This window comes from Dactylosporangium sp. NPDC049140 (assembly GCF_040648435.1).
This window is the reverse complement of the sequence record NZ_JBEZDS010000134.1, coordinates 1-3,835: the sequence shown is the minus strand read 5'-3', so window position 1 is coordinate 3,835 and position 3,835 is coordinate 1. Positions and strand designations below refer to the sequence as shown.

The 3,835-nt window shown below is 69.4% G+C and carries 2 protein-coding genes and 1 pseudogene; all 3 read right to left on the bottom strand.

Annotation, left to right across the window (positions count from 1 at the left end; all coding sequences use genetic code 11):
* A pseudogene (locus AB0B76_RS58785) lies at positions 1 to 482 on the bottom strand (hypothetical protein); the annotation flags it as partial.
* Positions 483 to 719: 237 nt separating this feature from the next.
* On the bottom strand, positions 720 to 1,550 hold the full coding sequence (locus AB0B76_RS58780; protein ID WP_360395124.1) for a hypothetical protein: 831 nt from the start codon (positions 1,548 to 1,550) through the stop codon (positions 720 to 722).
* 57 nt (positions 1,551 to 1,607) lie between these two features.
* On the bottom strand, positions 1,608 to 3,835 hold a 2,228-nt coding region (locus tag AB0B76_RS58775), incomplete at its 5' end, for a polymorphic toxin-type HINT domain-containing protein (RefSeq protein ID WP_360395122.1).

Below are 3,835 nucleotides of genomic sequence, written 5' to 3'. Positions count from 1 at the left end.
TTCGGCGCCGGCAGCGCCGTCGGCCACGACAGGGACAACTCACCCGAGCCGCGCCGCAGCGACACCAGCGGACCGCTGCCACCACCCGAGAACGTAGTACCCAGCCAACTCGCCGCCGGCGCGTACCCACCCGACGACGTCTTACGCAACGTCGGATCGGGGGCGGTCCAGCCACCGCTCGCGGTCCGGACCCGCTGCACCACGATCGCCTCCGAGGAGGTGAACGTTCCGTTCGGGTTGGCGAAGACCTGGGCCCGCTCGGTACGCCCGGACAGGACCTCGACCCGCCCCTTGCACGCGGCCGCCTGCCGCTTCGCGCTCGCCGCGTCGTTCGCCGTTGCCGGGCAGGTGACGGGCTTGGGCGCGGCCGACGCGGGACCCGCGAACGGCGGCACCACCAGCAGTGCGACCACCAGACCGAGGAGCGCGGCCAGGAGGCCGGGCCAATTTTGCGTACGCGAAACAGGCAGCACGAGCTTCACGTCGGCCACTCCCCCGTGATCCAGTCGACTGGTGCGACGGAAGGCTAGGAGTTGGCTGTGAGCCGCGTCAATGAACGATAACGTTGACAGTGCGCAACATTACCGACACGGACAGCACGCCGCGTGATGCTCCGCGGATCGAATCCCCCCACACTGCCCGATCCCGCCTACCGTCCGTGGCATGGTAGTTTGTCAATGCCAAAAACATCACACGCATCCATATAGCCGAATGAACATTCATTGATGTCCGAGCGTCGGCCATCCGGGCCACCGCCAGCTGTCGACCTCGGGCCACGTCGCCGCGAGCCGGACGGCGAGCACGCCGCCGAACGCCACGGTCTCCTCGTGGGACGCATACGCGATCCAGTCGTGATGCTCGTCGAGCCAGAAACCCTCCAGCCCATAGGAGTACCGCGGGACGAGCAGCTCGACATCCATCAGATAGTCGGGCCCGTACCCCTCCCGCAACTCGGCGACGCGCGCCCGGCCCATCTCCCGCAGCACCCGGCGGACCTGATCGACACCGTCGCCTTCCGACAGCGCCTCCGGCGTCAGGATCAGCACATCGCCCGGGACCGCACCACCCAGCATCGGATGCCACGAGAAGTCCCGCACGCCCCATCGCCGCGACAGCGACGCCCGCCAGCCCGACGACTCCTCCGGCGTGAGCACCCGCCGGTACGGCAAGGGGTCGGCCCGGAGATCGGGCCGCTCCGCCCAGTCCCGCACCATGTCCGCGAACAGCCGCCGCTCGTCGGCCGCGGCCCGGGCCTCGACCTCGTCGTAGGGCGGCTCGACGAACGGGGACTCTGCGAGCTCGGCCGCCGTGAGCAACGCATCGGCCACGACGTCGGCGCCGGGAAGGCGGTCCGGGTCGAGCCGCTCCACCTCCATGAGCATGGCCTCCACGACCCGGTAGCGGGGAAAGATCCGCTTCGCTTCGGTGGTGGCGTGGTACCCGTCGGCCTCACGGCCACCGTTGGGCAGCCGGCCATGCTCGGTGCGAAGCTCCTGGTAGCGCGCCGTCAGATACCGGCGCGCGGCCCAGTGCAGTGTTTGGGGTTCCACGCACGCATCCTCCCCCCGGCGCCTGCTCATATCGGCGCCGGGGGGAGGATCTCCTCGTCATCTGAGGAGCGGCACGTGATTGTTCGCGAGCTTGTTGCCCACATCGTCGAGTATCTCGAAATGAACATGCGGAATATTCGGCCAGTGCCCCTCGCCCGCAACTGAAGCCCGGTCGGCCCGGAATATTCGGTTGCCGGCCTGCCAGACGCCCGGCCCGACCTCCTTGCCGGCCCCGCCGAGGAATGCACGCCCGGTTGCCATCGCGTCCTCGATGGTGATGCTGGCCTTGCCGATGAAGCTCGGGGAGAACTTCTTCGAGGTCCTGTTCACGTACTGTTCCGCGTGGTTCACGGTCTCATCGATGACGTCCTGCCGGACCGACGCCCCGCCGGCGGCCTCCGCGGCCGCGCCGCCCCCGCCGCCGCCGACCGGGCAGTTGTGGACGAGAACCGGCTGGTCACCGGCGAACACGTAGTACGTGTGGACGTCCTCGACCGTGAGGTCGTACATGTACCGGACTCCCACCCGGCTGTCGACGTCGACGATCTCCGGCGCGTTGGCGCCTCCGGCGTTGAGCGCGGTACCGGGCTGCAGGTCGCCGGCGCTCACCCAGACCTGCCGGCCGCTGTCCCAGAAGGGATGGTTCTGGGAAGTCCTGACCGTGGCGACCGACCCGTCGGGATTGCGCACCGTGAGGTCCGTCAGCGCGTTGTCCCGATTGCGGTACGAACCGAGCACCTTCCGCGGGACGCTCTTGCCGCTCCGCGGATCGGTGGCCAGGACCGTGTCACCGACCTTGACGTCCTTGATGTCCTTCCGGCCGCCGTCCGCCATCTGGACCTTCGTGTCGGCGGTGAAGCTGCATCCGGCTCTCCGGAACATGTTCTTGGCGCCCTGGGCGATGGCGCGCGACTCGGCCGCCGCCGCCTTGCCGCCCGCGGACGCGGCGGCCTTGAGCCCGCCGCCGCCCATCAGGGCGGCCTTGCCGGCTTTCAGGGCCGGCCCGGCGACGGCTCCGAGACCGCCCATCACGCCGCCGACGATGGCGCCGGTGGCGCCGGTCTTGAGCATGCCGCCCCAGGAGAAGTTGCCCTTGTGCTCGACCTTCGTCTGGATCGCGTACGTGACCATGTTCGTCACCGCGCCGGCCAGGGCGCCACAGGCGACCGCCCCCACGCCGGTGACGCCGATCAGCGCGCCACAGCCGAGCCCGACGGCGAAGCCGGCGATGTTGCCGATGATCTCGGCCTTGTGCTCGTCGACCCAGTTCACCGTGGCCGTCTTGGCCTTCTGCCAGCCGCACTTGATCGGGTGGGCCTTGCAGTAGGCCTTCTGCTGGGCCTCCTTCGCGCGCTTCTGCCGGTCGAGCTCCTGCTGCTTCAGCCTTTCCATCTCGGCCGGGTCGACGTAGCGCTCCATCGTCGCCGCGCCGGACTTGCCGTAGTACTGTTCGTCGGTTCGTTCACCGGTCGGGTCGCTGTGCGTAACCGGGCTGTTCTCCGCGTACGCATACCCCTGCAGCTGCTGCGGGTCGCTGCTGTCGACGACCGGGTCGGCCGAGATGAAGCGGCCGATGACGGCGTCGTAATACCGCGCGCCGACCTTCTCCAGACCGGTCGGATCGTTTGTCCCGCCGACGAAGCCCTTCTCGTTCGGCCAAGTCACGGAGGCGCCGCGCTGCTCGCCGAAGGGTTGCTGGCGCCGGACGGTTGCGGCCTGCGTGGTGGCGTTGACGGACACGTCGGCGGTGCCCTGGCCATCGCTGGCCAGCCAGGTGATCCCGCCCGCGGTGCGCTGGCCGACGAGCGCGCCGCCGAAGGAGAAGTAGCGTGTGCAGGTCTTGGCCGCCGTCTGGGTGTTGTACTTCACCTCCATGTCCGGCAGGTACAACGTCTTGCCGGTGACGTCCTTGCGGATCAGGCGGTTGCCGGCCGCGTCGTACAGGAACGTGGTGCTGCCCGCGGTGTCGGTGACGCTCGTCAGGTTGCCTTCGGCGTCCCACTGCAGGGTCTGCTGACCGTTGTCGCCCGGACGGCCGGTCGTGTTGCCCGCGTTGTCGTAGGTGTAGGACGCGGTGTGGATGCCGGTGTCGTCCGTCGTGCTGGTGCCGGTCATGGTGTGCGGGCGGGTGGTCGTCGCCGGCGTGGCGCCGACCGGGTACTTGTACGTCGTCGCCTTGGTGCCGGCGGCGGTGCCGTACTGGGTCTGGCCGGTGCGGCGCCCGACGGTGTCGTAGTCGTAGTGGACGCGGTACGGGGCCGGGCCGCCAATGGTCGCCGTGGGGC